This window comes from Ancylobacter novellus DSM 506, from assembly GCF_000092925.1.
In the GTDB taxonomy this organism is placed as follows: Bacteria; Pseudomonadota; Alphaproteobacteria; order Rhizobiales; family Xanthobacteraceae; genus Ancylobacter; species Ancylobacter novellus.
The window spans coordinates 3,204,008-3,229,937 of sequence record NC_014217.1; the positions used below are offsets into that span (position 1 = coordinate 3,204,008).

23 protein-coding genes are annotated in these 25,930 nt (G+C 68.8%); 19 read left to right on the forward strand and 4 right to left on the reverse strand.

Features of this window, described 5'->3' with window-relative positions; translation table 11 throughout:
* Window positions 1-235: 235 nt before the first annotated feature.
* From tkt to pstB, 5 genes are all read left to right on the forward strand, one after another.
* Complete coding sequence (tkt, locus tag SNOV_RS15220) at window positions 236-2,227, forward strand: transketolase (protein ID WP_013167847.1); 1,992 nt, start codon at window positions 236-238, stop codon at window positions 2,225-2,227.
* Window positions 2,228-2,400: 173 nt separating this feature from the next.
* On the forward strand, window positions 2,401-3,408 hold the full coding sequence (gap, locus tag SNOV_RS15225) for a type I glyceraldehyde-3-phosphate dehydrogenase (RefSeq protein ID WP_013167848.1): 1,008 nt from the start codon (window positions 2,401-2,403) through the stop codon (window positions 3,406-3,408).
* Between the two features lie 74 nt (window positions 3,409-3,482).
* On the forward strand, window positions 3,483-4,682 hold the full coding sequence (locus SNOV_RS15230) for a phosphoglycerate kinase (RefSeq protein WP_013167849.1): 1,200 nt from the start codon (window positions 3,483-3,485) through the stop codon (window positions 4,680-4,682).
* Between the two features lie 130 nt (window positions 4,683-4,812).
* Window positions 4,813-5,835 carry a class I fructose-bisphosphate aldolase gene (locus SNOV_RS15235; protein WP_013167850.1) on the forward strand — a complete coding sequence of 341 codons (1,023 nt, stop codon included), beginning with the start codon at window positions 4,813-4,815 and terminating at the stop codon, window positions 5,833-5,835.
* Window positions 5,836-6,001: 166 nt separating this feature from the next.
* Window positions 6,002-6,847, forward strand: coding sequence for a phosphate ABC transporter ATP-binding protein PstB (gene pstB / locus SNOV_RS15240; protein ID WP_013167851.1), 846 nt, complete (start codon window positions 6,002-6,004; stop codon window positions 6,845-6,847).
* 71 nt (window positions 6,848-6,918) lie between these two features.
* On the opposite strand, the gene SNOV_RS15245 is transcribed toward pstB, so the two are convergent.
* Window positions 6,919-9,417 carry a carbohydrate-binding protein gene (locus tag SNOV_RS15245; protein WP_013167852.1) on the reverse strand — a complete coding sequence of 833 codons (2,499 nt, stop codon included), beginning with the start codon at window positions 9,415-9,417 and terminating at the stop codon, window positions 6,919-6,921.
* Window positions 9,418-9,754: 337 nt separating this feature from the next.
* On the opposite strand from SNOV_RS15245, the gene SNOV_RS15250 reads away from it, so the two are divergent.
* The 3 genes from SNOV_RS15250 to SNOV_RS15260 all read left to right on the forward strand — a co-directional run bounded on the left by SNOV_RS15250 (window position 9,755) and on the right by SNOV_RS15260 (window position 14,904).
* Window positions 9,755-10,408: a thiamine phosphate synthase gene (locus tag SNOV_RS15250; RefSeq protein WP_013167853.1), complete on the forward strand. Its 654-nt coding sequence runs from the start codon at window positions 9,755-9,757 to the stop codon at window positions 10,406-10,408.
* Entirely contained in the window at window positions 10,408-11,466 is a 1,059-nt protein-coding gene (locus tag SNOV_RS15255) for a tetratricopeptide repeat protein (protein WP_013167854.1), read from the forward strand. Before SNOV_RS15250 ends, SNOV_RS15255 begins: the two co-directional genes overlap by 1 nt.
* Window positions 11,467-11,742: 276 nt before the next feature.
* Entirely contained in the window at window positions 11,743-14,904 is a 3,162-nt protein-coding gene (locus SNOV_RS15260; RefSeq protein WP_049785833.1) for an EAL domain-containing protein, read from the forward strand.
* Window positions 14,905-15,191: 287 nt separating this feature from the next.
* Here SNOV_RS15260 and SNOV_RS15265 read toward each other — a convergent pair whose 3' ends face one another.
* Window positions 15,192-15,818 (reverse strand): YqgE/AlgH family protein, encoded by a 627-nt coding sequence (locus SNOV_RS15265; protein ID WP_013167856.1) that lies wholly within the window; start codon window positions 15,816-15,818, stop codon window positions 15,192-15,194.
* Between the two features lie 130 nt (window positions 15,819-15,948).
* On the opposite strand from SNOV_RS15265, the gene SNOV_RS15270 reads away from it, so the two are divergent.
* Both SNOV_RS15270 and SNOV_RS15275 read left to right on the forward strand, forming a co-directional pair.
* Window positions 15,949-16,785, forward strand: coding sequence for a protein-disulfide reductase DsbD domain-containing protein (locus tag SNOV_RS15270; protein ID WP_013167857.1), 837 nt, complete (start codon window positions 15,949-15,951; stop codon window positions 16,783-16,785).
* 135 nt (window positions 16,786-16,920) lie between these two features.
* Entirely contained in the window at window positions 16,921-17,406 is a 486-nt protein-coding gene (locus tag SNOV_RS15275) for a peroxiredoxin (protein WP_013167858.1), read from the forward strand.
* A 56-nt stretch (window positions 17,407-17,462) separates the two neighbouring features.
* Here the strand turns inward: SNOV_RS15275 and SNOV_RS15280 are convergent, their stop codons facing one another.
* Window positions 17,463-17,669, reverse strand: coding sequence for a YdcH family protein (locus SNOV_RS15280; RefSeq protein ID WP_013167859.1), 207 nt, complete (start codon window positions 17,667-17,669; stop codon window positions 17,463-17,465).
* A 214-nt stretch (window positions 17,670-17,883) separates the two neighbouring features.
* Here SNOV_RS15280 and SNOV_RS15285 point away from each other — a divergent pair, with 214 nt between their 5' ends.
* Window positions 17,884-18,060, forward strand: a complete 177-nt coding sequence (locus tag SNOV_RS15285) for a YdcH family protein (protein ID WP_013167860.1) — start codon at window positions 17,884-17,886, stop codon at window positions 18,058-18,060.
* Window positions 18,061-18,252: 192 nt separating this feature from the next.
* The gene (locus SNOV_RS15290; protein WP_013167861.1) at window positions 18,253-20,178 is read left to right on the forward strand and encodes a propionyl-CoA synthetase; all 1,926 of its coding nucleotides are present in this window, start codon (window positions 18,253-18,255) and stop codon (window positions 20,176-20,178) included.
* 78 nt (window positions 20,179-20,256) lie between these two features.
* Here the strand turns inward: SNOV_RS15290 and SNOV_RS15295 are convergent, their stop codons facing one another.
* On the reverse strand, window positions 20,257-20,964 hold the full coding sequence (locus tag SNOV_RS15295; RefSeq protein WP_013167862.1) for a DUF1013 domain-containing protein: 708 nt from the start codon (window positions 20,962-20,964) through the stop codon (window positions 20,257-20,259).
* Window positions 20,965-21,223: 259 nt separating this feature from the next.
* Between SNOV_RS15295 and SNOV_RS15300 the strand changes: the two genes are divergently transcribed.
* The 7 genes from SNOV_RS15300 to SNOV_RS15330 all read left to right on the forward strand — a co-directional run bounded on the left by SNOV_RS15300 (window position 21,224) and on the right by SNOV_RS15330 (window position 25,895).
* Window positions 21,224-21,883: a YceI family protein gene (locus tag SNOV_RS15300; RefSeq protein ID WP_013167863.1), complete on the forward strand. Its 660-nt coding sequence runs from the start codon at window positions 21,224-21,226 to the stop codon at window positions 21,881-21,883.
* A gap of 79 nt (window positions 21,884-21,962) precedes the next feature.
* Complete coding sequence (gene ispH / locus SNOV_RS15305) at window positions 21,963-22,934, forward strand: 4-hydroxy-3-methylbut-2-enyl diphosphate reductase (protein WP_013167864.1); 972 nt, start codon at window positions 21,963-21,965, stop codon at window positions 22,932-22,934.
* Between the two features lie 10 nt (window positions 22,935-22,944).
* Entirely contained in the window at window positions 22,945-23,925 is a 981-nt protein-coding gene (locus SNOV_RS15310; protein ID WP_013167865.1) for a homoserine kinase, read from the forward strand.
* A complete protein-coding gene (rnhA, locus tag SNOV_RS15315; protein WP_013167866.1) occupies window positions 23,922-24,437 on the forward strand; it encodes a ribonuclease HI in 516 nt (171 codons plus the stop codon). Before SNOV_RS15310 ends, rnhA begins: the two co-directional genes overlap by 4 nt.
* 4 nt (window positions 24,438-24,441) lie before the next feature.
* On the forward strand, window positions 24,442-24,876 hold the full coding sequence (locus SNOV_RS15320; RefSeq protein WP_013167867.1) for a DUF4260 domain-containing protein: 435 nt from the start codon (window positions 24,442-24,444) through the stop codon (window positions 24,874-24,876).
* A 119-nt stretch (window positions 24,877-24,995) separates the two neighbouring features.
* Window positions 24,996-25,121, forward strand: a complete 126-nt coding sequence (gene ykgO, locus SNOV_RS15325) for a type B 50S ribosomal protein L36 (protein ID WP_013167868.1) — start codon at window positions 24,996-24,998, stop codon at window positions 25,119-25,121.
* Between the two features lie 102 nt (window positions 25,122-25,223).
* Window positions 25,224-25,895 (forward strand): tetratricopeptide repeat protein, encoded by a 672-nt coding sequence (locus SNOV_RS15330; protein ID WP_013167869.1) that lies wholly within the window; start codon window positions 25,224-25,226, stop codon window positions 25,893-25,895.
* Window positions 25,896-25,930: the final 35 nt, after the last annotated feature.

The following is a 25,930-nucleotide window of genomic DNA, read 5'->3' on the forward strand; positions in this document are numbered from 1 at the left end:
GGCGATATTGAGCCTGCGGCGGAACGGAGCGTCAACCAAGGGGCCCGATGGGCCAGAATGACGCCGTCTCCGCCCAACGGCGCCTTTGACAGGGCGGCGGGTGATGCTATCACTCGCGCGCCCCTTATCCCGCATGCCGAGAGGGCCTGCTCGGACGGCCAGCTCGGGAGCATCGCGGCCTGTCGAAGACGCCGCCTCAACCGTCAACCCGTTCCCCTCGGAGACAGCCGTCCTCATGTCGAACCGCGAGAAGCACGATCGCATGGCCAATGCCATCCGGGCCCTGGCCATGGATGCCGTCGAAGCCGCCAATTCCGGCCATCCCGGCATGCCCATGGGCATGGCCGACGTGGCGACGGTCCTTTTCGGCAAGGTGCTGAAATTCGACCCAACCGACCCGCAATGGCCGGATCGCGACCGCTTCATCCTCTCGGCCGGCCACGGCTCGATGCTGATCTACTCGCTGCTCTACCTCACCGGCTATGAGGGAATGACGCTCGACGACATCAAGCATTTCCGCCAGCTCGGCTCGCGCACCCCGGGCCATCCGGAATACGGCCACACGGTCGGCATCGAGACCACCACCGGCCCGCTTGGCCAGGGTCTCGCCAACTCGGTCGGCTTCGCCCTCGCCGAACGCATGCTGAACGCCCAGTTCGGCGACGACCTCGTCGATCACCACACCTATGTGATCTGCGGCGACGGCTGCCTGATGGAAGGCATCTCGGAAGAGGCGATCGAGCTCGCCGGCCGGCAGAAGCTCGGCAAGCTGATCGTGCTTTGGGACGACAACCACATCACGATCGACGGCTCGACCGCGCTCTCCGTCGCCACCGACCAGCTCGCCCGCTTCGAGGCCTCCGGCTGGGAGGCGACCCGCATCGACGGGCACGATCCCGACGCCATCCTCGCCGCCATCGAGCACGCCAAGACCACCGACAAGCCCTCGCTGATCGCCTGCCGCACCACCATCGGCTACGGCGCCCCCAACAAGGGCGGCACCAATGCGGTGCACGGCGCGCCGCTCGGCGCCGCCGAGATCGCCGCCGCCCGCGCCTTCCTCAACTGGGAGTACGGCCCGTTCGAGATCCCGAGCGACGTGCTCGACGCCTGGCGCCTCGCCGGCCTGCGCTCGCGCCAGGCGCACAAGAGCTGGTCGCAGCGGCTGAAGGACACCGAAGTCGGCCAGCGCGCCGAGTTCGAGCGCCGCATCCGCGGCGAACTGCCCTCGAAGTTCGGCGAGACCGTCACCGGCGTGATCGCCAAGGCGCGCGCCGACGGCGGCGCTGTCGCCACCCGCAAATCCTCCGAGATCGCGCTGGAGGCCCTCACCGCGGCGCTGCCGGAGATGGTGGGCGGCTCGGCCGACCTCACCCATTCCAACAACACCAAGACCAAGGCCACCTCGGTCTATGTCGAGCCGCCGAAATATGACGGCCGCTACATCAATTACGGCATCCGCGAGCACGGCATGGCGGCGGCGATGAACGGCATCGCCCTGCATGGCGGCTTCATCCCCTATGGCGGCACCTTCCTGGTGTTCTCCGACTATGCCCGCGGCTCCATCCGCCTCGCCGCGCTGATGGGCGTTCGGGTGGTCTATGTCTTCACCCACGATTCGATCGGCGTGGGCGAGGACGGGCCGACCCACCAGCCGGTGGAGCACCTCGCCGCGCTGCGCGCCATCCCGAACCTCACCGTCTTCCGTCCCTGCGACACGGTGGAGACGGCGGAAGCCTGGAAGCTGGCGCTGGAGCACAAGACCGGCCCGAGCGTGCTGGCGCTCACCCGCCAGAACCTGCCGCTGCTGCGCACCGATTCCAGCGATCGCTGCCTCACCGCGCGCGGGGCCTATGAGCTGGCGCCGGCATCCGACGAGGCGCAGGTCTCGCTCTTCGCCTCCGGCTCGGAGGTCTCGCTTGCCATGAAGGCGCGCGAGACGCTGCAGGCGCAGGGCATTCCCACCCGCGTCGTCTCGGTGCCGTGCTTCGAACTGTTCCTCAACCAGCCAGAGGAGACCCGCCGGCAGGTCGTGGGCAAGGCGCCGGTGAAGATCGCCATCGAGGCCGCCATCCGCCAGGGCTGGTCCGACATCGTCGGTTCGGACGCCGCCTTCGTCGGCATGACCGGCTTCGGCGCCTCCGGCCCTGCGCCGGAAGTCTTCGCGCATTTCGGCATCACGCCGGAAGGCGTGGTGGCGACGGCTCTGAGCCGCCTGAAGCGCTGAACGCGGAAAAGTTCCGCCCGCAGCCATGCAGCTGGCGCATGCATCATGCGCCAGCTCTGCCCCCAGGGTAACAGCGGCAAAAGAGCGACTGGTCTCCTAACGTCCGCCGCGCTATGAGGCCAATCGCGCGGATGTGAAGAGAACGCTCGTATAGTCACCTGGGGATAGAGAACATGACGCTCAAGGTTGCCATCAACGGCTTCGGACGCATCGGCCGCAACGTGCTGCGTGCCATCATCGAGTCGGGGCGCACCGACATCGAAGTCGTCGCCATCAACGATCTCGGCCCGGTCGAGACCAATGCGCACCTGTTCCGCTTCGACAGCGTGCATGGCCGCTTTCCCGGCGAGGTGAGGGTCGACGGCGACACCATCGACGTGGGCCGCGGGCCGATCAAGGTCACCGCCGTGCGCAATCCGGCCGAGCTGCCGCACACGGCCCTCGGCGTCGACATCGCGCTGGAATGCACCGGCCTGTTCACCTCGAAGGAGAAGGCCTCGGCGCACCTGACCGCCGGCGCCAAGCGCGTGATCGTCTCCGCCCCGGCGGAAGGCGCCGACCTCACGGTCGTCTACGGCGTGAACCACGACAAGCTGACCAAGGACCATCTCGTCGTCTCCAACGCCTCGTGCACCACCAACTGCCTCGCGCCGGTGGTCAAGGTGCTCAACGACGCCGTCGGCATCGACCACGGCTTCATGACGACGATCCACTCCTACACCGGCGACCAGCCGACGCTGGACACCATGCACAAGGATCTCTACCGCGCCCGCGCCGCGGCGCTGTCGATGATCCCGACCACCACCGGCGCCGCCAAGGCGGTCGGCCTCGTGCTGCCGGAGCTCGCCGGCAAGCTGGACGGCACGTCGATCCGCGTGCCGACCCCGAACGTCTCCGTGGTCGACTTCAAGTTCGTCGCCAAGAAGAAGGTGACGAAGGACGAGATCAACGAGGCGATCAAGCGCGCGGCGGCGCAGGAGCTGAAGGGCATCCTCGGCACCACTGACCAGCCGAACGTCTCCTCCGACTTCAACCACGACCCGCACTCCTCGATCTTCCATCTGGACCAGACCAAGGTGCTGGAAGGCAATTTCGTCCGCGTGCTGTCCTGGTACGATAATGAATGGGGCTTCTCCAACCGCATGTCCGACACGGCGGTGGCCCTCGGCAAGCTGATCTGAGCCGTTCCCGGCCGGGCCTCCCCCATGGAGCCCGGCCGTTTCGTTTCAGGTCCAGCAACCAGGGAGAAAGCCACATGAGCGAGGACTCCGCCTTCCGCACGCTCGACGACGCCGATGTCGCCGGCAAGCGCGTGCTCGTGCGCGTCGACCTCAACGTGCCGGTCGAGGCCGGCAAGGTCACCGACGACACCCGTATCCGGGCCGTGCTGCCCACCATTTCCGAGATCGCCGACAAGGGCGGCAAGGTCATCCTGCTGGCCCATTTCGGCCGGCCCAAGGGCGAGGACCCCGCCCTCTCGCTGGCGCCCATCGCCGGCGAGGTGGCGAGCCGCCTCGGCAAGCCCGTCGCTTTCGCGCCGGCGACGATCGGACCGGTCGCGGAAGCTGCCGTCGCCAAGCTGCAGCCCGGCGACGTGCTGCTGCTCGAGAACACCCGCTTCGACAAGCGCGAGGAGAAGAACGAGCCGGACTTCGTCGCCGCGCTCGCCGGCCTCGGCGACATCTACGTCAACGACGCCTTCGCCACCGCCCACCGCGCCCATGCCTCGACCGAGGGCCTCGCGCACCGGCTGCCGGCCTATGCCGGCCGCTGCATGCAGGAGGAGATCGAGGCGCTGGCCAAGGCGCTGGAGAAGCCGGAGCGGCCGGTGATGGCCGTCGTCGGCGGCGCCAAGGTGTCGTCGAAGCTGGAACTGCTCGGCAACCTCGTCGCCAAGGTCGACATTCTCGTCATCGGCGGCGGCATGGCCAACACCTTCCTCGCCGCCCAGGGCAAGGCGGTCGGCAAGTCGCTGTGCGAGCACGACCTCGCCGACACCGCCCGCGAGATCCTTGAGAAGGCCAAGGCGGCCGGCTGCGAGATCGTGCTGCCGGTCGACGCGCTGGCGGCGACCGAATTCAAGGCGCATGCGGCCCACCGCGTCGCCTCGGTCGACGACATCAAGGCCGACGAGATGATGCTCGATGCCGGTCCGGCCTCGATCGACAATGTCATCGCCAGGTTGAAGACGGCAAAGACAGTGGTGTGGAACGGCCCGTTCGGCGCCTTTGAGCTGCCGCCCTTCGACACCGCCACGGTGGCGGTCGCCAAGGCGGCGGCGGAGCTGACCGACGCGGGCAAGCTGCTCTCGGTCGCCGGCGGCGGCGACACGGTGGCGGCGCTCAACCATGCCGGCGTCGCGGCGCGCTTCACCTATGTGTCGACGGCGGGCGGCGCCTTCCTGGAGTGGCTGGAAGGCAAGGCGCTGCCGGGCGTCGAGGCGCTCAGGCGTTGACAACCGCGCCCGGCGTCAAATTGTCCCGATCTTCGGGACTTCGGCGCCGGGTGCTATAAATCCGACTGGTCCGGCCCCGCGGTCGATCCGGCCGCGCGGTTGTTCTGTCTGTTTCGCGCGGGAGAGAGAAATGACGGCTAGCCTCGAAGAGGTTGCGTACAAATTGGCGGCGGGCGGCAAGGGTATCCTGGCCGCCGACGAGAGTGCGAGCACCATCAAGAAGCGCTTCGATGCCATCGGCGTCGAATCCACCTTCGACAACCGGCGCGACTATCGCGAGATGCTGTTCCGGTCCGAGGCGATGTCGCAGTACATCTCCGGCGTCATCCTCTTCGACGAGACCATCCGCCAGAATGCCAAGGACGGCACGCCGCTGGTCAAGCTGATCGAGGATGCCGGCTCCATCCCCGGCATCAAGGTCGACCTCGGCGCCAAGCCGCAGCCGGGCTGCCCCGGCGAGACCATCACCGAGGGCCTCGACGGCCTCGGCGAGCGCTTCAAGGAATATTACGATCTCGGCGCGCGCTTCGCGAAGTGGCGCGCGGTGATCGACATCGGCCAGCACATCCCGAGCTACACCTCGATCCTCGCCAACGCCCAGGCACTCGCCCGCTACGCGGCGCTGGCGCAGGCGGCGGGCATCGTGCCGATCGTCGAGCCGGAAGTGCTGATGGATGGCGACCACGACATCGACCGCTGCTACGACGTGACCGAGTGGGTGCTGAAGGAAGTCTTCCAGCAGCTCTTCTACGGCCGCGTGAAGCTGGAAGGCACCGTCCTCAAGCCGAACATGGTCATCGCCGGCAAGAAGTCGTCGAAGCAGGCCTCCGTCGCCGAGGTCGCCGAGAAGACCGTGCGCTGCCTGAAGAACTGCGTGCCGACGGCGATCCCGTCCGTCGCCTTCCTGTCCGGCGGCCAGTCGGACGAGGAAGCCACGGCCCATCTCGACGCGATGATCCGCGCCGGCGGGCTGCCGTGGAACCTCACCTTCTCCTATGGCCGCGCGCTGCAGGCCGCGCCGCAGAAGGCGTGGTCCGGCAAGACCGAGAACATTGCTGCCGGCCAGGCCGCCTTCACCCACCGGGCGAAGATGAACTACCTCGCCGCGCTCGGCCAGTGGACCCCCGAGGTCGAGCAGAAGAAGGCCGCCTGAGGTTCTTCGCCCCGATAAGAAACGAAGCGCCGCCCCCACGGGCGGCGTTTTCATTTTGCCGACTTATATTTGCGGGGTACGTGGCTTTACTTGGCTTGATCTCACGCAACGCCGGAACGGCCACCGCCCTCTTAACGTTGACCCAACGTCAGCAGGGATGCGGGCCATGCGGCAGGACATCAAGAGCAGCGTTCCCCTCCCCGGCTTCGACGTCAGGCACGGCGACGATCAGCCTCGCGACGGCCAAGCCTTCACACCGCCGGTGAAGCTCGACATCCGCCATGTCAGCTTCCGCTATGGCGACGAGCCGGCGCTGACCGACGTCTCGCTGCCGATCTACGCCAACAAGGTGACGGCGCTGATCGGCCCCTCCGGCTGCGGCAAGTCCACGCTGCTGCGCGTGCTCAACCGCATGCCGGACCTCTACGAGGACCAGCATGTCGAGGGCGAGGTGCTGCTCGACGGCGTCGACATACTCGGCCACGACATCGACGTGCTCACCCTGCGCCGGCGCGTCGGCATGGTCACGCAGAAGCCCTCGCCCTTCCCGATGTCGATCTACGACAATGTGGCGATCGGCATGCGCCTCAACGAGGAACTTACCCCTACCGAGCTCGACGCCCGCGTCGAGGATGCGCTGCGCCGCGCGGCGCTGTGGGAGGAGGTGCGCGACATCCTCAAGGACGACGCGCAGAGCCTCTCCGGCGGCCAGCAGCAACGCCTCTGCCTCGCCCGCACCATGGCGGTGCGGCCGGAGGTGATCCTGCTCGACGAGCCGTGCTCGGCGCTCGACCCGATCTCCACCGCCAAGATCGAGGCGACCATCGAGGGGCTGAAGCCGGTCAGCACCATCGTCATCGTCACCCACAACCTCCAGCAGGCGGCGCGCATCGCCGACTACACCGCCTTCCTCTATCTCGGATCGCTGATCGAGTTCGGCCCGACGGAGCAGGTGTTCGAGAACTCGGTGGACGAGCGCACTTCGCGCTATGTCACCGGCCGGATGGGCTGAGCCGAAAAGAAAATCCCCGGCACGCGGCCGGGGATGATGATGTTCGGATCGTCCTGTTCCGAGAGGGCCGGTCAGCGGCGGCCGAAGCCGCCCCCGAACCCGCCACCGCCGTGGAAGCCACCGCCCCCGAACCCGCCACCACCGAAATCGTGGAAGCCGCCGCCCCCACCGAAATCGTCGTGGAACCCGCCGCCATAGCCGCCGAAGCCACCATAGCCGCCGGCGCGGGCGAAATTGTCCACGCGCTGGTTGCCCCAGTCCTGGAACTGGCGCTGCTGGTCGAGCCGGCCGATCTGGTCGGCATCGGTGTCGCCCTTCCAGCCGTCCAGCGTCTGATGCTGCCAGCCATTGTTGGCGTCGTACTGGTGGATGGAGCCGTCATGGTCGGTGTAGACGTGGCCGTTGTTCCACGCCACCCCATTGCCGGTCTTGACGTTGCCGGCGACCCCGCGGCTGTCCGAGGTGACGTGGCCGTTGACGTCGGTGACACCGCTCTCCGACGCATGGCCGAAGCCGGTGGTCGGGTTGAAGCCCGCCGACTGCCGGCCGGCGGCGAAGTTGCCGGTATAGGCGTTGCCGACCTCGCCCGCGCGTGCCGCGCCCCGGGCGCCCGTATAGGGGTTGAAGAAGGCAGCCGAGCGGCCGGCGGCGAAATTGCCGGTCCACGGGTTGAAGGCGGCGGCGGAGCGGCCGGCAAAGCCCGTGCCCCAGGCGGTCACGCCGTGCGCGGCATTGGCGCCCCAGGCGGTGCCCCACGGGCCGACGCCCCAGGCATGGTCCCAGGCCGCCGCGGCGCCCCAGGCGCCGTAGATGTTGACCTGGTTGATGTTCACGCCCGCCCAGGGGCCGTACCACGGGCCGACGCCCCAATAGGGGCCCCACCAGGGATACATGGCGCCCCAGCCGAAGGCGGCGTCGTAGCCGAAGCCGAAGCCGTCGGCCCAGGCGAAGGCGGCGTCATAGCCATAGGTCCACGGGCAGCCGTACCAGGAGGCGCCGATATAGCCGACGCAATTGTAGCCGGTGCCGTAGACCACCGTGCCGCCGGGCTCGAGCACCACGCCGAAATAGCCGGGCGTGTAGCCGACGGTGACCGCGTCGGCGGTCGAGGCGTAGACCCGCACATAGGTGACGTAGTGCAGCGGCGAGGACACGGGGATGGTGTAGATCGCCGCCGGCACCACGTCGGTGACGAGCCACGGGCCGGACGGCGAGTTGGAGACGAACCAGGCGCCGCGGAACAGTGCGTAGTAGCGCGCCGGATCGAGCTGGATCACCGGGGTGCGGGTATTCACCGCATAGCTGAGGATGGTGCCCTTGATCGGCTCGAACTTCGGCGTGCCGCCGTCATACTGAATGGTGAGCTCGGTATCGCGCTTGATGGTCGCGGTCTGCGGCACGGTGGCGGCGATGGCCGCCTCCTTCGCCTGCGGCGTGCCGGGCACGGCGGTGAGCGCGTTGGCGGCCGGATCGGTCGTCGAGATCTTCTTGAAGTCGGCCGGCAGGCTGGAGCCGGGCACGAAGGCCCATGGGCCAGCAAAGCCGGGGCCGCGGAACCAGCGGCCGGAGATCAGCACGTAGTACTGGTTGCCGGCCGGGTCGAGAATGATGGCGTGGTCGGCATTTGAGACGCGCAGCAGGCTCGTGCCGCCCACCGGCACCATCTCGGGCTGGCCGGCGGTAATGACGAGCTCGGTCGGCACCGTCGAGACAACGATGACGGGCGGGGTCTGCGGCTTCTGCCCGTTGGCCGGCAACATGGTCTGGGCCGGATCGCCATAGGTCGCCATGGTGCCGGCGGCCTCGAGCGAGGGATCGGGCTGCGCTGTGACCGTCCACGGCCCGTCGATCTTGGGCGCCTGATACCAGGAGCCGGCGGCCTGGAGATGATAGACGCCCGAGCCATCGACCAGCATCAGCACTTGCGTGTTGATGACACGCTGGAAGCCAGTGACGCCGTTGATCGCGCGCGGTGCCGGCTCGCCGGCGACCAGCACGAGCAGCGTCGGCTTGTCGGCGAAGACGATGCGCGGCGGGGTGTTCTCGACCGGCTGCGTCATCTCCTTGTCGAGCTGTTTGCTCGCCGCGAAGCTGGTCAGCAGGTTGTCCAGAGCGAAGGTCATGCCCTGCGGCGTGATGCGCGACTGCAGCGCGCTCAGCACCGCGGTGTCCTGCGACTTGTCGGTCGGCACGTCGACCGAGGTGATGACGATGTTGCTCAGCTGGGCAAGCTTGGCCGGCTTGTCGACGACGACGCGGGCGGTGAAGCGGGCGATGCCATAGGTCGGCGTCGTCGGGGCGGAGCTGGTGGGCTTCGGGCCGATGGCGACGGCGGCGCGGCCGGAGAGCTCGTCGCCGTTCCACTGCTCGATCAGCGGCTGGTAGACCTCGAGCTGCTTGTCGCCGAGATCGAACTGGCGCGGCCAGGCGAGCGCCGGCGGAATGGCGGACGAGGTGCCAGCAGACGGTGCGGCCGGCGCCGGGGCGGCGGGCTGCTGCGCGAGTGCCGGGATTGCGGCGAGGGAGGCGGCGGCAACGAGGAGAGCGAGGCGGGCAGGACGAAGGAGCATGTTTCCCCCAACAGGCGATGGCCCGTCGATGGGCCGGCCAGGTTTGCGCCGTCGATTCCCGGCGCCGTGCGAGCAATATCATCGACGCTTCGCCCCGGTAAGCCGACGCCCGTTCGCGAAAGCGCGATCACTCGACTTTCCTAGCAGCGGAATATTACCGTATTCCGGCAGCCCGGAACCCGAGGCGTGGCCCGTCCTTGCGGCAGCGAGGCTGGACCCGCGCCGGCCGGACGCGCTAGACAGGCGCGGCGTGCCGCGCTTTCGCCGCCATCCTGCGGAATGGCTCCGGGAGTTCATCAATCCAGCCGTTCCCACGGCCACCCCCTAGGCTCGTTCCATGGCCCGACCCACCCCAGAACCCGCGCGGCCCGTTCCACGGCTCTATGTGCTGGTGCCGCCGCTCGAGGCGGAGGGCGAGATCGCCGCACACGCCGAGGCGTTGCGCGCGGCCGGCACCGAGGCCGACATCGCCGCTGTGCTGGTGCGTCCCGGCAAGGCGACGGAAGGGCGCGCCGCCGAGGCGCTGCAGCCGCTGGTCGCCGCCTGCCACGCCATCGGCGCTGCCTGCCTCGTCGACGGCAACGCCACGCTCGCCACCGCCATCGGCGCCGACGGTGCGCATCTCGACGGCGTCGTCGCGCTCAAAGGTGCGATCGCCGTGCTGCGCCCGCACGGCATCGCCGGTGCCGGCGGCCTGCGCACCAAGCACGACGCCATGTCGGCGGCCGAGACCGGCGCGGACTACGTCATGTTCGGCGAGCCCGACGCCGCCGGGCGCCGTCCGCCCTTCGACGCCACGCTGGAACGCACCGAATGGTGGGCGCAGCTCTTCGAGCCGCCCTGCGTCGCCTATGCGCGCACGCTGGAGGAGGTCGACGCGCTCATCGAGGCGGGCGCCGACTTCGTCGCCGTGGACGGCCTCGTGCTCGACGCCCCGAGTGAGGGTGTCCGCGCGCTGGCGCAGCGGCTCGCCGCCGGCGGGGCGGCCTGATGCGCGCGCCCGCGCTCACCTTCGCGGCCAGCCTCGTGCTGGCGGCGCTGGCCTTGCCGGCGCTTGTCCTGCCCGCAACCGCGCAGGCTCCCGCCAACCCTGCGCCGGCCAAGCCAGCGCCGGAAAAACCCGCTCCGGCGAAGCCCGCGGCGCAGAAACCTGCGGCGCAGAGCGCCCCCGCCAAGCCGGCCGCGCCAGTGCCCGACGACGCCTATGCCGCCTACCAGCTCGGCAAGTACAAGACCGCCCTCGACCTAGCCGTCGCCCGCGCCAACAAGGAGGGCGACCCGGTCTCGATGGTGCTGGCGGGCGAGTTGCTGTCGCTGGGCTACGGCGTGCGGCAGGACGCCGGCGCGGCGCAGAAATGGTACGAAGCCGCCGCCGCCAAGGGCAATGCGGACGCGCTGTTCGTCCTCGGCTCGGTGCTGATGGCCTCGCCGCATGTGGCCAACAAGGACAACGCCGTCGACTTCTTCCGCAAGGCGGCGGAGAACGGCAGCTCCCGCGCCGCCTACAATCTTGGCCTCACCTATCTGCAGGGCCAGGTGGCGCCGAAGGAGCCGGCGATCGCCGCCGAGTGGTTCCAGAAGGCGGCCGACCGCGACCAGCCGGATGCGCTCTATGCGCTGGCGACGCTCTACCGCGACGGCAACGGCGTGCCGCGCGACCCGATCGAGGCGGCGCGGCTGCTGCAGCGCGCCAGCGAGCTCGGCAATCCGGTCGCCACCACCGAGTTCGGCATCGCCGTGTTCAACGGCATCGGCGTGCCCAAGGACGAAGAGCGCGCGGCCGGCCTGTTCAAGGAGGCGGCGCTGGCCGGCAACGCCATCGCCCAGAACCGCTATGCCCGCATCCTCTCGGCCGGCCGCGGCGTGCCGAAGGACGTGGTGGCAGCCGCCGCCTGGCACCTCGCCGCCAAGGCGCAGGGACTCGACGATCCGCTGCTCGACAAGCTGGTCGAGGGGCTGACACCCGAGCAGCGGACGCAGGCGCAGGGCAAGCTCAAAATCTGGCAGCCGGACAAGATGCTGCCGAGCGGAACGGAAGCGTCCAAATAACGACCCAATTTCAGCCGATTAGCGTGTTTGCCGGCCATGAGGCGGCGGTAGCGGCGCGTGGTCGCGCCGTGCGGCACGCCTTGCTCCGGCCGCGTCCCGCCGCTACTCATCGTGGCGCGTCGCCGTTGGGAGCCGGCAGCGCGGCCGTGGTGGCAGCATCAGTGGCAAATCAGAGGAATCCGTTTGGCCATCGTCCGTAGAGTCTCGCCGCAGGACCTCCTGCCGCGTCTCCCGTCCTTCCGGCCGGCGCATGCCCGGCTCGTGGCGGCGCTGGCGATGCTGGCGCTGGGGGTGCTGCTGGGCGCGCCCAAGGCGATGGCGCTGGAGGCGGTGGCGATAAGGCTCGAGGCGCTGGTGGTCGACCTCGCCCCGGCGGTCGAGCGCCGCACCAGCGAGACCGACCGCATCCAGGTCTCCACCGTGCCCGGCGCCGACGGCATCGTCCGCCGCATCGAGGTGCGCTCGGTGGCGCCGGGCCCGAACGGCAGCAAATGGGCGATCTTCGCCCTCGCCAACAACACCGACGAGCAGGTCGACCGGCTGATCGTCGCGCCGCATTACCGCATGGTCGGCTCCGGCGTGTTCTGGCCCGACCTCGGCAATCGCCGCATCCTCAACGTCACCGCCAGCCAGGGCTTCCGCCCCGAGCGGCAGAACGCCCCCGACGCCGACGTCTTCCTCATCACGCTCGATCCCGGCACCACGGTGACGCTGGTGGCCGAGCTGGGCGATGGCGGGCTGCCACAGCTCTATCTGTGGGAGCCGGAGGCCTACAAGGACAAGGTCAACTCCTTCACCCTCTACAACGGCATCGTCATCGGCATCGCCGGCCTCTTGGCACTGTTCCTGACCATCCTGTTCGTGGTGAAGGGCAGCGCCATGTTCCCGGCCGCCGCTGCGCTCGCCTGGGCGGTGCTGGGCTATATCGGCCTCGATTTCGGCTTCTGGTCGAAGGTGTTCGGCATCTCGCCGCTGGCCCAGCAATTCTGGCGCGCCGCAGGCGAGGCCATCCTCGCCGCAACGCTCGTCGTCTTCCTCTTCGCCTATCTCAACCTCAACCGCTGGCATGTGCGCTACGCGCATGTCACCGCTGGCTGGCTGGTCTTCCTCGCCGCCATCGTCGGCCTTGCCCTGCTCGACCCCTCGGCCGCCGCCGGCATCGCCCGGCCCTCGCTGCTCGTGGTCTCGCTCATGGGCTTCGGCGTGGTGATGTGGCTCGCTTTGCACCGCTACGACCGCGCCGTGCTGATCATCCCGACCCTGTTCCTCTTGGTCGTCTGGGTCATCACCGCCGGTATGGCTGTGTCCGGGCGCATCGGCAACGATCTCGTCGCCCCCGCCTTGCTCGGCGGCCTCGTGCTCATCGTCATGCTGATCGGCTTCACGGTGATGCAGCACGCCTTCGCCGGCATCGGCTCGGTGGCCGGCAGCGCGCAGGAGCTGGAGCGCCGCGCGCTCGCCGTGGCCGGCTCCGGCGACATCGTGTGGGACTGGGACGTCGACACCGACCGCATCCATGTAAGCCCCGAGGCCGAGCACATGCTGGGCCTCAAGCAGGGCACGCTGGAGACCGAGGCCGCCGGCTGGCTCGACATCATCCATCCCGGCGACCGCGACCGCTTCCGCGCCACGCTGGACGGCCTACTCGACCAGCGCCGCGGGCGCATCGACCAGGATTTCCGCCTGCGCGCGCATGACGGCCATTATCTCTGGTTCAACCTGCGCGCCCGGCCGGTGGTCGGCACCGATGGCGAGGTGGTGCGCTGCATCGGCACGCTCTCCGACGTGACGGATTCGCGCACGGCCGAGGAGCGCATGCTGCACGACGCCGTGCACGACAACCTCACCGGCCTGCCCAACCGCGAGCTCTTCCTCGACCGCCTCTCCGCCGCCAACGGGCTCTCGCGCACCGACGAGCAGATCCGCCCGACGGTGATGCTGATCGACCTCGACCGCTTCAAGCAGGTGAACGCCAGCCTCGGCATGCCGGCCGGCGATTCCATCCTGCTCACCGTCGCCCGCCGGCTGATGCGCCTCGCCAAGCAGCAGGACACGCTGGCCCGCCTCGGCTCCGACCATTTCGCGCTGATCCTGCTCTCCGAGCGCGACCCCGAGCGCATCACCGCCTTCGCCGACACGCTGCGCCGGACCTTGCGCGCGCCCATCACCTTCGGCGACCGCGAGATCTTCATCACCGCCTCGATCGGCCTGCTGCTCGCCGACGGGCAGAAGCGCGCCCCGACCGAGATGCTCAAGGACGCCGAGCTGGCGATGTACTTTGCCAAGCGCGTCGGCGGCGACCGCATCGAGGTGTTCCGCCCCTCCATGCGCACCCACAAGCTCGACCGCCTCACCATGGAGGCGGACCTGCGCCAGGCGCTGGAGCGCAACGAGATCAGCGTCGTCTACCAGCCGGTGGTCGACCTCTCGACCCGCGCGGTGGCCGGCTTCGAGGCGATGGTGCGCTGGCAGCACCCGAGCCTCGGCACACTCGGCCCGGACGACTTCCTCGGCCTTGCCGAGGACACCGGCCTCATCGTCGATCTCGGCCTGTTCGTGCTCGACACCGCCGCCCGCCAGCTCGGCGTCTGGCAGCGCAGCCTGCGCGGCGAGCCGATCTTCGTCTGCGTCAACATCTCCTCGCGGCACATGCTGCGCCACGACCTGCTTCAGGACCTCAAGGCGGTTCTGGCGCGCAACGTGGTGGCGCCGGGCACGCTCAAGCTGGAGCTGGCCGAATCGCTCGCCATGGAGAACCCGGAATACGCCTCGCAGATACTCCTGCGCATGCGCGAGTTGGGCGCTGGGCTGACGCTGGACGATTTCGGCACCGGCTATTCCTCGCTCGCCTATCTCCAGCGCTTCCCCTTCGACAGCATCAAGGTCGACCGCACCTTCATGAAGGCGCTGGGGCGCAGCGGCAACAAGGCGCAGCGGCCGATCATCCTGCGCACCATCATCAACATGGCGCACGACCTCGGCATGGACATCGTGGCCGAGGGCATCGAGACCGAGCAGGTCGCGGCGGCGCTGGCCAAGCTCGGCTGCCGCTACGGCCAGGGCCGGCTGTACGGCGAACCGATGACGGCCGAGGATGCGCGCAAGCGCCTCCAGCCAGAGACGGCGCCGACCTCGCTTCTGGAGCGCGGCCGCCAGCTCGCCCGCGGCGCCCGCTCGGGCGGCGAGGCCAAGCCCGATGCCCCGCCGGTGGAAGCGAATGGCACCGCCGAGACGGCCACCAACGGTGCCGCGAAGGCCGCGAACGGCAATGGCGAGGCCCGCCCGGCCTCCGCGCCGGCCGCAAAGGGGGCCCCCGCGCCCCAGCTCGCCCAGCAGGCCGCGCAGCAGGCGGCCCAGGCCAAGCCGGCCCCTCAGGCGAAGCGCCCGCCCGCAGCTGCGGCGGATGCCGAACCGTCGAAGGCGGCGACGTCGAGCTGACACGCGCCTTCTGTCCACCTGAAGTCGTCATCCCGGCCGAGTGGAGCGAGAGCCGGGATCGCGTGCATTCCCGAAGTATGACCGGGAACTCTCCTTTCCCTCATCCCCGGGCTTGACCCGGGGACCTAGGGGGACCGGGTGCGCCTAGTCACTGGGTGGCCGGGTCAAGCCCGGGCCATGAGGGCGAGAGGATGGCTATCGCCGAGGCGGGAAGACGTGGACGGCCAGGACAAGCCCGGCCATGACGATGCTTGGAGTGAAAGCCGCCAGTCGCTCAGAACGCGCCTTCAGGCGTGCCCGGCATCCGTCGAGAGCATGCCGGGATCGATGCCGATCTTGCGCAGGGCGAGGTCGTATTTCGCTCCCGCCTCAGCGTCGAACACCAGCGTCCGGTCGGCCGGGCAATGCAGCCAGCCATTCTGCTGGATCTCGTTCTCCAGCTGCCCCGGCGCCCAGCCGGCATAGCCCAGCGCCAGCACGGCGCTCGCCGGTCCGCCGCCGGCGGCGATCGCCTTCAATATGTCGAGCGTCGCGGTCAGGCAGATGCCGTCGTCGATCGGCAGTGTCGAATCCTGGATGAAGAAATCGGCGCTGTGCAGCACGAAGCCGCGCCCGGTCTCCACCGGCCCGCCGCGCAGCACCTTCACGCCGCCGGCGCTCGACGGCAGGTGAATGCGCTCATCCTGCGGGATGACGTCGAGCTGGATCAGCAGGTCGGTGAAATTGATGTGCTGCGCCGGCTGGTTGACGATGATGCCCATCGCCCCTTCCGAGGAATGCGCGCACAGATAGATCACCGCACGGGCGAAGCGCTCGTCGCGCATGCCGGGCATGGCGACCAGCATCTGGCCGTCGAGGAAGGTCCCGCCCGATTGGCCGCCGGAACCCGTCTGGCGTTCGCGTCCGATCCACATGCAAGAAAGCGTAAACCCCACAGGCGCATTTTCAAGCCCGCCGCCGTCCCCGCGTGACGGCCGGCCATGCCGCCTCACATGAAAGTGCGCCCGCTGCCGCTTTCGCCGGGGGCGGGGAAAGGCTATCGCCATGGCCATGGTTTCTGGCTTGCGCTTTGTCACCTTCTGCGCCCTCGCCACGCCTCTCCTCGGTGTGGGGGGAGCGCGTGCCGAGATGATGTCCGGCTGGTCAGCGCCGAGCGGCACGGCAGTACGCCTGCTCGCCGGCGAGGCGGATGCCGGCACGGTCACCGGCGGCATCGAGATCCGCCTCACCCCCGGCTGGAAGACCTATTGGCGCTACCCGGGCGACAGCGGCGTGCCGCCGCGCTTCGACTGGTCGGGCTCGCAGAATGTCGGCGCGGTCGACGTCCTTTGGCCGGCGCCGGTGCGCTTCGACGATGGCGGCTCCTTCTCCATCGGCTACAAGAAGGACGTGGTGATACCCTTCCGCGTCACGCCGAAGGAGGCCGGCAAGCCGGTCGCGCTCAGGCTCAACCTCGACTTCGCCGTGTGCGAGAAGATCTGCCAGCCGGCCACCGCCTCGCTCGGCCTCGACGTGCCGGCCGAGGGCGCCGGTTCCTCCCCCGCCCCGCTCGCCGCGGCGCTCGCCAGCATCCCGCGCAACACCGAAATCGGCGCGCCGGGCGCACCAGCCATCGAGAAGGCGGTGCTGGAGGGCGACTCCATCCGCATCGAGGCGCAGGTGGCCAATGGCGAGAAGGCCGACCTCTTCGTCGAGGGGCCGAACGAGGATTGGGCGCTGCCGCTGCCGAGCCGCGAGGCCGGGCCGGACGGGCGCACGGTCTTCGTGCTGCCGGTCGACGGGGTGCCGAAGGGCGCCGACATCGCGGCGACCAAGCTGCGCTTCACCCTGGTCGACGGCAACCGCGCCGTCGAGGTGGACGCCCCTCTTTCCACGCACTGAAGACGCTTCCCGGCACGCGGGAAATGGCTATGCTACCTCGCGATCGGGCCCGCCGGTCGGGGCGGGCGCATCCGCGCGCGTCGCCGCGGCGGGACCGTCCCAATGCCCCGTCCAGCGCATGAAAGGAAGCATTCCATGACGATCAAGGTCGGCGACCAGCTGCCGAGCGCCACCTTCCGCGTCGCCACCGCGGACGGCCCGGTGCCGAAGTCCTCCGAGGAGATCTTCAAGAACAAGAAGGTCGTCCTGTTCGCCGTGCCGGGCGCCTTCACGCCCACCTGCCACAAGAACCATCTGCCGAGCTTCATCGCCCGCGCCGATGAGCTCTTCGCCAAGGGCGTGAGCGTGATCGCGGTGACCGCGGTGAACGATCCCTTCGTGCTGGCGGCCTGGGAGAAGGCGTCGAACGCCGAGGGCAAGATCCTGTTCCTGTCCGACGGCAACGCCGATTTCGCCAAGGCGATCGGCATGGATTTCGACGCCTCGGCGGCCGGCCTCGGCACCCGCTCCAAGCGCTATTCCATGCTGGTCGACGACGGCGAGGTGCTGATCCTCAACGTCGAGGACGTGCCGAGCAAGGCCGACAAGACCAACGCCGACGTGCTGCTCACGCAGTTCTGAGCGAAGCTCGATCCGAGAAGACGTCATGGCCGGGCTCGTCCCGGCCATTTGCGTTTTCAAGCAATAATGTCGGGGCAAATCTGGTCTTCGATGAAGCCGATGCGGTCCTTCAGCATCAGCTTGCGCTTCTTGAAGCGCGCCAGTTGCAGCTGGTCGCTGCCGGGCATTTCCTGCAGCGCTTCGATCGCCACGTCGAGATCGCGATGTTCCTGCCGCAAGCGCTCGAGGAGAGCCCGGAGCTCGCGTTCCTCATCCGCCATCATCTGTGTCAAACGCTCGACCCGAAACCCGATTCGCCCCCGGCGATCGCGGGGCGGAGGCCCAGTATCGCCGCCCGCGCGCCCCGCTGCAACCGCCGCCGGAACTGCCTCCACCGCAGGCTACCTTATTGCGTCGCAGCGCATCGATTCGTCGACAGACCAGCCAGCCCGTGACAGACTGATGACGTTCATTCCGGAAGACAGGGAGATGCTGTCCATGTCCATGCAGGCGCATGTTGCGGAGTTGGAACGACGCCACCAGGCATTGGAGAAGGAACTGCGGGAAGAGGTCGCCCGACCTGCCGCTAACGACTCGCGTATCGCGGACCTCAAGCGACGCAAGCTTCACTTGAAGGACGAGATCGCCCGGCTTAAGGGAGCAACGCTCCACTAGGCCCGGCGGGGGTTGCGGCCCTCGCCGTCCAGCACAATTCGGGGACGACACTCGGCCGCCGGCTTCCACGCCGGCGGTTTGTGCTTTCAGGGCCTCCCGACGAAGGACGTAAGCATTTCAGCGTTCTTGCAATCGAGGCACCGCCGCCGGAATCTCCGCACAACAAGAAAGATTTCGCGAGGGGACGCCGAGATGACCGCCGAGAGCCGCTATCCTGCCATCCATGCGCGTTCGATCCGCGACCCGGAAGGCTTCTGGCTGGAAGCCGCCCGCGCCATCGACTGGTTCGAGCCGCCGGCCCGGGCCTTTGATCCCGCTCTCGGCGTCTATGGCCGCTGGTTCCCCGGCGGCGTCACCAATGTCTGCCACAACGCCGTCGACCGCCATGTCGCCGCCGGCCGCGGCCCGCAGCCGGCGATCTACTACGACAGCCCGGTGGCCGGCGCGAAGCGCACCGTCACCTATGCCGAGCTGCAAACCGAGGTGGCGACGCTCGCCGGCATGTTGCGCAGTCTCGGCGTGGAGAAGGGCGACCGCGTCGTAATCTACATGCCTATGATCCCGGAAGCGGTGTTCGCCATGCTCGCCTGCGCGCGCATCGGCGCTATCCATTCGGTGGTGTTCGGCGGCTTCGCGGCGGCGGAGCTGGCGAGCCGCATCGACGACGCCGAGCCCAAGGTCGTGCTCTCCGCCTCCTGCGGCATCGAGCCGAGCCGCATCGTCCAATACAAGCCGCTGCTCGACCTGGCGCTGACCATGGCGAAGCACAAGCCGCAGACCTGCCTGATCTTCCAGCGCCCGCAGGCCGAGGCCAAGCTCGTGCCCGGCCGCGACATCGACTGGGGACGCGCGCGGGAAGAGGCCCTCGCCACCGGAACCGTCGCCGACTGCACACCGGTCGAGGACACCGACCCGCTCTACATCCTCTATACCTCCGGCACGACCGGTAAGCCCAAGGGCGTGGTGCGCGACACCGGCGGCTACATGGTGGCGCTGCGCTGGTCGATGGAAGGGCTCTACGGCGTCGAGCCGGGCGAGGTATACTGGTCCGCCTCCGACATCGGATGGGTGGTCGGCCATTCCTACATCATCTACGCGCCGCTCCTGACCGGCTGCACCACCGTGCTCTATGAGGGCAAGCCGGTCGGCACGCCGGACGCCGGCGCCTTCTGGCGGGTGATCGAGGAATACAAGGTGGCGGCGCTGTTCACCGCCCCGACCGCGCTGCGCGCCATCAAGAAGGAGGACCCGGACGGGCTCCTGATGCAGCACTACGACCGCTCCTCGCTGCGCACCCTGTTCCTCGCCGGCGAGCGCGCCGACCCCGACACGGTGGAATGGGCCAAGGCGCGCCTCGGCGTGCCGGTGGTCGATCACTGGTGGCAGACCGAGACCGGCTGGGCCATCGCCGGCAATCCGGTCGGGCTCGGGGCACTCGACATCCGCGTCGGCTCCACCGGCGTGCCGATGCCCGGCTACCAGGTCGACATACTCGACGAGGCCGGCCATCCGGTCGCCGCCGACAGGATGGGCTCCATCGCCATCAAGCTGCCGCTGCCGCACGGCTGCCTGCCGACGCTCTGGCGGCAGGACGGGCGCTTCCGCGAGAGCTACCTCGCCGAATTCCCCGGCTACTACAAGACGGCCGATGCCGGCTTCAAGGATGGCGAAGGCCAGCTCTTCATCATGGGCAGGACCGACGACATCATCAACGTCGCCGGCCACCGGCTCTCCACCGGCGGCATGGAGGAGGTGCTGGCCGCGCATCAGGACGTCGCCGAATGCGCGGTGATCGGCATTCATGACGAGCTCAAGGGCGAGGTGCCCTGCGGCTTCCTGGTACTGAAGGCTGGGGTGAACCGCTCGCCGGCGCAGATCGAGACCGAGATCGTGGCGCTGGTGCGCGAGCGCATCGGCCCGGTGGCGGCGTTCCGCATCGCCATCACGGTGAACCGGCTGCCCAAGACCCGCTCGGGCAAGATTCTTCGCGGGACGATGAAGAAGATCGCCGACGCCGAGCCCTGGCACATGCCGGCGACCATCGACGACCCGGCATCGCTCGACGAGATCGCCACGGCGCTCTCCGCGCGCGGGCTGGCGAAGGTGTCGGCGGCGTAGCCTTCATCCAGAAGAAAATCCCGGAGACAGCCTCGCGGCCGCTCCGGGTCACGTCATCAAGCGCGAGGCGTGAGCGCCTCACTCCTCCTCGTCGGTCTCGCTCTTGCGCGAGCCACCGAGCTTGGCGAACACGGTCTCGAGGTCGATGGCCTCCTCGCGCGGCTTGCGCGCCGGGGCGAAGGGCTCGTGCGGGGTCTCGCCGGTGGAGACGTCGACCGGCAGCAGCGTGGCGCCGTGCTCGCCGGGCGGCGTCGCCGGGCGGTCCTTGGAGGAGCGCTGCACCTCGATGTCGAGGTCGATCTGCGAGCACAGGCCGAGCGTCACCGGGTCCATCGGCGTCAGGTTGGCGGCGTTCCAGTGGGTGCGCTCCTTGATCGACTCGATGGTCGTCTTGGTGGTGCCCACCAGCCGCATGATCTGGCTGTCCTTCAGCTCCGGATGGTTGCGCAGCAGCCAGAGGATGGCGTTCGGCCGGTCCTGGCGCTTCGATACCGGGGTGTAACGCGGGCCGCGGCGGCGCTTGGGCTCCGGCAGGCGCACCTTCGATTCCAGGAGCTTCAGCCGGTGGTTCGGGTTCTTCTCGGCGCGCTCGATCTCCTCGCGGGCGAGCTGGCCGGTGGAGACCGGATCGAGGCCCTTGATGCCCTGCGCCACCTCGCCGTCGGCGATGCCCTTCACCTCCAGCACGTGGAGCTTACAGAAGTCCGCGATCTGGTCGAAGGTGAGCGCGGTGTTCTCGACCAGCCACACGGCGGTGGCCTTCGGCATGAGGGGGGCGTTCGCCATGGGACGAATCTCCATCCATTGAGGCGCCGAGCCGGCCGGGAGGCCGTGAGCGGCGTGATGATTGGGTCTTTCGGCCGCGCAAACTTCCTCACGCGCTCCGACCACCCTGGGGGGCGGAGCCTCGGACCGTCTCGCGATGACCGGGATGCGACAAATATAGGCGTCTGCGCGCCGTCCTGCAAACCCAAAGACACAGGTCGAACTTATCGTCGCCGCAAACCCGCTGGTAGGCTTCCGCACCCCAAAAGAGGAGACAGCGATGCAGCCCGTTCGACTTCTGGCCGCGGTCGTGCTGATCGGATTTTCCGCGCTGAGCGGACTTTCGCGCGCCGAGGCGCAGGACTTGCCCGGCGCACAAGAGGCAGGCACACCGGAGATTCCCGGCGCGGCGGACGTCGCCCGCGTCAGCGGCGGCACCTACACGGTCGATCCCGACCATACGCAGGTGATCTGGACGGTCGACCATATGGGCTTCAGCCCGCTCACCGGCATGTTCGGCAAGATGAGCGGCACGCTGGTCCTCGACCCGAAGGCGCCCGAGGACGCCAAGCTCGACATCAAGATCCCGCTGGCGGGCCTCGTCGTGTCCTCCGAGGAATTCGGCAAGCATCTCGCGAGCCCCGACTTCTTCGACACGGCGAAGTTCGCCGAGGCCAGCTTCAAATCGACCAACGTGACGGCGGAGGGGACCGAAGGCGCGATCGAGGGCGAGCTCACGCTGCACGGCATCACCCGGCCGGTCACGCTGGAGACCACCTTCTTCGGCGCTGGCATCAACCCGATGACCAAGGCCGAGAATATCGGCTTCGTCGCCACGACGACGATCAAGCGCAGCGAGTTCGGCCTCGGCTATGCCGTGCCCCTCGTATCCGACGAGGTGGAGCTCGACGTCGTCGGCGTCTTCGCCAAGGGACCATGAGCCCCCGCGCTTGACAGCACGTGCCGCGCCACCCATGACGATGGCGTGGCCCGCACGGACGGGCCTTCTGGAAATGGCGATGCCGGCTGCCGAAAAACCTCCTCTGCGCGTCCTCCTATGCGCCCCGCGCGGCTTCTGCGCCGGGGTGGTGCGGGCGATCGACGCGGTGGAGCGGGCGCTGGAGATGTACGGCCCGCCGGTCTATGTGCGCCACGAGATCGTGCACAACAAATATGTCGTCGAGGGCCTGCGCGCGAAGGGCGCGGTCTTCGTCGAAGAGCTTTCCGAGGTGCCGGCCGGCACCTCGGCGCCGGTGATCTTCTCCGCCCATGGCGTGGCGAAGTCCGTTCCCGAGGACGCGGCGCGGCGCAACTTCTTCGCCATAGACGCCACCTGCCCGCTGGTGACCAAGGTCCACCGCGAGGCCACCGTCCATCACAAGAAAGGCCGCGAGGTCGTGCTCATCGGCCACGCCGGGCACCCCGAGGTGATCGGCACCATGGGGCAACTGCCCGAGGGTGCCGTGCGGCTGGTCGAGACCGCCGAGCAGGCCCGCGCCTTCACCCCGCGCGACCCGGACAATCTCGCCTATACGACGCAGACCACCCTCTCCATCGACGACACCGCCGAGATCGTGGCGATCCTCAAGGAGCGCTTCCCGGCGATGACGGCGCCGCACAAGGAAGACATCTGCTACGCCACCACCAACCGCCAGGAGGCGGTGAAGCAGGTGGCGCCGCAGGTCGACGCCATGATCGTGGTCGGCGCGCCGAACTCGTCGAACTCCCAGCGCCTGCGCGAAGCCGCCGAGCGCGAGGGTTGCCGCCACGCCGCGCTGGTGCAGCGGGCGGGCGAGATCGACTGGGCCGTCTTCGGCGCCATCTCCTCGCTCGGGGTGAGCGCCGGCGCCTCCGCGCCCGAAATCCTTGTCGAGGAGATCCTCGACGCCTTCGCCGAGCGCTATGCGCTGAAGGTGGAGACCGTCCACACTGCGCATGAGGACGTGTTCTTCCCACTGCCCCGCCAGCTGCGCCCCGACGCGGCCGAATAGGTTCTCCTCAATGGCCGTCTATACCGATGTCTCGCCGGAAGAGCTCGAAGCCTTCCTCTCGACCTATGAGCTCGGCCGGCTGCGCGCCTTCAAGGGCATCGCCGAAGGGGTGGAGAACTCCAACTATCTGCTGCAGACCGAGGCCGGAAGCTTCATCCTCACCCTCTACGAGAAGCGGGTGAACCCGGCCGATTTGCCCTTCTTCATCGGGCTGATGGAGCACCTCGCCAAGCGCGGCATCGACTGCCCTCAGCCGGTGCGCAACCGCGAGGGCGTGGCGCTTGGCGAGCTGGCTGGCCGGCCGGCCCTGATCGCCACCTTCCTTGTCGGCACCTCGGTGCGCCGGCCCACCGCCGCCAACTGCGCGGCGCTGGGCGCCGCCCTTGCCGGCCTGCACAAGGCGGGCGCCGACTTCAACGAATTCCGGCGCGTCAATGCGCTCTCGGTCGCCGGCTGGCGCCCGCTCTACGATCAGGCGCGCGAGCGCGCCGACACGGTGGCGCCGGGCCTTTCTGCGCTCATCGCCGATGAGCTCGCAGTGCTGGAGGAACGCTGGCCCAAGGGCCTACCGGCAGGCGTCATCCATGCCGACCTGTTCCCCGACAACGTGTTCTTCACCGACGGCAAGCTGTCGGGCCTGATCGACTTCTATTTCGCCTGCAACGACCTCCTGGCCTATGACGTCGCCATCTGCCTCAACGCCTGGTGCTTCGAGCCGGACGGCGCCTACAACCAGACCAAGGGCCGCGCGCTGCTCGCCGCCTATCAGGCCGAGCGCCCGCTGGACGAAGCGGAGATCGCGGCGCTGCCGCTGCTCGCCCGCGGCGCGGCGCTGCGCTTCCTGCTCACCCGCCTCGTCGACTGGCTGAACGTGCCGCCGGGCGCGCTGGTGCGCCCGCACGATCCGGTCGAGTATCTGCGCAAGCTGCGCTTCCACCGCTCGGTGACCAGCCCGCGCGACTATGGCGTCGCCGAGAGGCAGACCGCGTGAAGAGCGCGCCGGGCACCGCCCGCGTCTTCTCGGATGATGCCAAGCAGCCGCCCAAGGGCATCGTCGCGGTGTGGACCGACGGCGCCTGCTCGGGCAATCCCGGCCCCGGCGGCTGGGGCGCGATCCTGCGCTATGCCGGTGCCGAGAAGGAGCTGTCGGGCGGCGAATCCCCGACCACCAACAACCGCATGGAGCTGATGGCGGCGATCTCGGCGCTGGAGGCGCTGAAGCGCCCCTGCACGGTCGATCTGCACACCGACAGCGAATATCTGCGCAACGGCATCACCAAGTGGATCGCCGGCTGGAAGCGCAATGGCTGGCGCACCGCCGACAAGAAGCCGGTGAAGAATGTCGACCTGTGGGAGCGGCTGGAGAGCGCGATGGAGCGCCACGAAATCCGCTGGCACTGGGTGAAGGGCCACGCCGGCGACGAGATGAACGAACGCGCCGACGAGCTCGCCCGCGCCGGCATGGCGCCGTTCAAGCGCGCGCGGGGCGAGGCGGTGGACTGAACCGATGACGACAGACCCGGATACCGGCTTCTCGGGAGCCGTCCGCGGCGCTCCCCGCCTGCTGCTCCGCCTCGAGGGCGCGGCGACCGCCGCGGCGGCGATCCTGGCCTACCACCACATCGACGGCGGCTGGGGCCTGTTCGCCTTGCTCATCCTCGCCCCGGACCTGTCGCTGCTGGCTTACCTCGCAGGGCCGGGCGCCGGCGCCGCCCTCTACAATGCCGCGCATTCCTATCTGGCGCCGGCGCTGCTCGCCGGAATCGGCCTTGCGCTCGGCCGGCAGCTGCCGGTGGCGGTCGCACTCATCTGGATCGCCCATATCGGCATTGACCGCGCCCTCGGCTACGGGCTGAAATATGCGGGCGGGTTCGGGCTGACCCATCTCGGCCGCATCGGCCGAAGGCAGGCAGATGAGGATCGAGGGTCTTCCTCGGATTGACAACCGCCCCTCCCCTCCGCTATCAGCCGGGCCTCGATTTCTTGAAGCTGGCGGATCGGGGCGCGGCCATGGAGGCGCCGTCTCATGCGCAAGCGCCGACGATCCGAAGGTTACGTGTCATGAAGATCCGCAATTCGCTCAAGTCGCTGCTCGGGCGCCACCGCGACAACCGCCTGGTGCGCCGCAAGGGCCGCGTCTACATCATCAACAAGACCCAGAAGCGCTTCAAGGCCCGCCAGGGCTGAGCGTAGACCGCTGAGGCTTCGGGCTTCCGGCTGCGTTCACGATTTCGCGGCTTGCTGCCCTGCAACATTGAACGAGGGCGCCATCGCTCCTAGACTGGAGCCATGCGCGCCCTTTTTGCTGCCTTGATCATCGCCGTCGCGCCGCTCGGCGGTTTCGCCCCGCAGGCGCTCGCCCAGAGCGCGGCACCGGCCGCGCCGGCGCAGAATCCCGGCGCCGCGCCCGAAGCGGCCAAGCAAACACCTGAAAAGCCCTCGCCCGAAAAGCCTGCTGAGGCCGCGCAGGAGCCCGACCGCGGCAAACGGCTCGACGCGCTCTTCGCCGCGCTCAAGGCGGCTCCGGACAAGGATTCGGCCAAGAACATCGCCGAGCGCATCGACGTCGCCCTTACCCCTTCCGGCAGCGACACGGCGGACCTCCTGATGAGCCGCGCCGCATTGGCGACGCAGGCCAAGGACTACGACCTCGCCATCGAGCTGCTCGACGGCGTGCTGAAGGTCGAGCCGAACCATCTCGAGGCGTGGAACAAGCGCGCCACGGTGTTCTACCTCAAGCAGGACTTCTCCGACGCGCTGAACGACCTGCGCCAGGTGGTGGCGCGCGAGCCGCGCCATTACGGCGCCTGGTCCGGCATCGCCATCATCTGCAAGGAGATCGGCGACGAGAAGCACGCGCTGGAAGCCGCCCGCCAGGCGCTCGCCATCTATCCCCATCTCGACGAGGTGGAGGACATGGAGAAGACGCTGACCATCAGCGTCGAAGGCCGGCCGATCTGATTATCTTGTCTTAGTCGTCATCCCGGCCCCTCGGG

Coding starts and splice junctions, on each gene's coding strand:
- tkt (WP_013167847.1), top strand. CDS start 236: ATGTCGAACCGCGAGAAGCACGATCGCATGGCCAATGCCATCCGGGCC.
- gap (WP_013167848.1), top strand. CDS start 2,401: ATGACGCTCAAGGTTGCCATCAACGGCTTCGGACGCATCGGCCGCAAC.
- SNOV_RS15230 (WP_013167849.1), top strand. CDS start 3,483: ATGAGCGAGGACTCCGCCTTCCGCACGCTCGACGACGCCGATGTCGCC.
- SNOV_RS15235 (WP_013167850.1), top strand. CDS start 4,813: ATGACGGCTAGCCTCGAAGAGGTTGCGTACAAATTGGCGGCGGGCGGC.
- pstB (WP_013167851.1), top strand. CDS start 6,002: ATGCGGCAGGACATCAAGAGCAGCGTTCCCCTCCCCGGCTTCGACGTC.
- SNOV_RS15245 (WP_013167852.1), bottom strand. CDS start 9,417: ATGCTCCTTCGTCCTGCCCGCCTCGCTCTCCTCGTTGCCGCCGCCTCC.
- SNOV_RS15250 (WP_013167853.1), top strand. CDS start 9,755: ATGGCCCGACCCACCCCAGAACCCGCGCGGCCCGTTCCACGGCTCTAT.
- SNOV_RS15255 (WP_013167854.1), top strand. CDS start 10,408: ATGCGCGCGCCCGCGCTCACCTTCGCGGCCAGCCTCGTGCTGGCGGCG.
- SNOV_RS15260 (WP_049785833.1), top strand. CDS start 11,743: ATGCTGGCGCTGGGGGTGCTGCTGGGCGCGCCCAAGGCGATGGCGCTG.
- SNOV_RS15265 (WP_013167856.1), bottom strand. CDS start 15,818: ATGTGGATCGGACGCGAACGCCAGACGGGTTCCGGCGGCCAATCGGGC.
- SNOV_RS15270 (WP_013167857.1), top strand. CDS start 15,949: ATGGCCATGGTTTCTGGCTTGCGCTTTGTCACCTTCTGCGCCCTCGCC.
- SNOV_RS15275 (WP_013167858.1), top strand. CDS start 16,921: ATGACGATCAAGGTCGGCGACCAGCTGCCGAGCGCCACCTTCCGCGTC.
- SNOV_RS15280 (WP_013167859.1), bottom strand. CDS start 17,669: ATGATGGCGGATGAGGAACGCGAGCTCCGGGCTCTCCTCGAGCGCTTG.
- SNOV_RS15285 (WP_013167860.1), top strand. CDS start 17,884: ATGTCCATGCAGGCGCATGTTGCGGAGTTGGAACGACGCCACCAGGCA.
- SNOV_RS15290 (WP_013167861.1), top strand. CDS start 18,253: ATGACCGCCGAGAGCCGCTATCCTGCCATCCATGCGCGTTCGATCCGC.
- SNOV_RS15295 (WP_013167862.1), bottom strand. CDS start 20,964: ATGGCGAACGCCCCCCTCATGCCGAAGGCCACCGCCGTGTGGCTGGTC.
- SNOV_RS15300 (WP_013167863.1), top strand. CDS start 21,224: ATGCAGCCCGTTCGACTTCTGGCCGCGGTCGTGCTGATCGGATTTTCC.
- ispH (WP_013167864.1), top strand. CDS start 21,963: ATGCCGGCTGCCGAAAAACCTCCTCTGCGCGTCCTCCTATGCGCCCCG.
- SNOV_RS15310 (WP_013167865.1), top strand. CDS start 22,945: ATGGCCGTCTATACCGATGTCTCGCCGGAAGAGCTCGAAGCCTTCCTC.
- SNOV_RS15320 (WP_013167867.1), top strand. CDS start 24,442: ATGACGACAGACCCGGATACCGGCTTCTCGGGAGCCGTCCGCGGCGCT.
- ykgO (WP_013167868.1), top strand. CDS start 24,996: ATGAAGATCCGCAATTCGCTCAAGTCGCTGCTCGGGCGCCACCGCGAC.
- SNOV_RS15330 (WP_013167869.1), top strand. CDS start 25,224: ATGCGCGCCCTTTTTGCTGCCTTGATCATCGCCGTCGCGCCGCTCGGC.